The sequence below is a fragment of the Pantoea sp. Ap-967 genome (genome assembly GCF_011752565.1).
GTDB lineage: Bacteria > Pseudomonadota > Gammaproteobacteria > Pseudomonadales > Pseudomonadaceae > Aquipseudomonas.
Genome location: NZ_VWXK01000085.1, coordinates 1 through 837 on the forward strand (window position 1 = coordinate 1; position 837 = coordinate 837).

The following is an 837-nucleotide window of genomic DNA, read 5'->3' on the forward strand; positions in this document are numbered from 1 at the left end:
CTGATCATCAACGTGGTCGAGCGCCCGTCGGTGTCGAGCATCGAGATCGAAGGCAACAAGGCGATCAGCACCGAAGACCTGATGAAGGGCCTGAAGCAGTCGGGCCTGGCCGAAGGCGAGATCTTCCAGCGTGCCACCCTCGAAGGCGTGCGTAACGAGCTGCAGCGCCAGTACGTGGCCCAGGGCCGCTATTCGGCCGAGGTCGACGCCGAGGTGGTGCCACAGCCGCGCAACCGCGTGGCGCTGAAGATCAAGATCAACGAAGGCACGGTTGCTGCGATCCAGCACATCAACATCGTTGGCAACACCGTGTTCAGCGACGAAACGCTGCAGCAGCTGTTCGAGCTCAAGACCACCAACTGGCTGTCGTTCTTCAAGAACGACGACAAGTATGCCCGCGAAAAGCTCTCCGGTGACCTGGAGCGCCTGCGTTCCTACTACCTGGACCGCGGCTACATCAACATGGACATCGCCTCTACCCAGGTGTCGATCACCCCGGACAAGAAGCACGTCTACATCACCGTCAACGTCAACGAAGGTGAGAAGTACACCGTGCGTGACGTGAAGCTTTCGGGCGACCTCAAGGTGCCGGAGGACCAGGTCAAGTCGCTGCTGCTGGTGCAGCCGGGCCAGGTGTTCTCGCGCAAGGTGATGACCACCACGTCCGAGCTGATCACCCGCCGCCTGGGCAACGAAGGCTACACCTTCGCCAACGTCAACGGCGTGCCACAGCCGAACGACCAGGACCACACCGTCGACATCATGTTCGTGGTCGACCCGGGCAAGCGTGCCTACGTCAACCGCATCAACTACCGCGGCAACACCAAGACCGAAGAC

At 61.2% G+C, this 837-nt stretch carries 1 protein-coding gene; it reads left to right on the top strand.

The features are described from left to right. A partial coding sequence (bamA, locus tag F3J45_RS29585; RefSeq protein ID WP_167070878.1) for an outer membrane protein assembly factor BamA occupies positions 1-837 on the top strand: 837 nt, incomplete at both ends.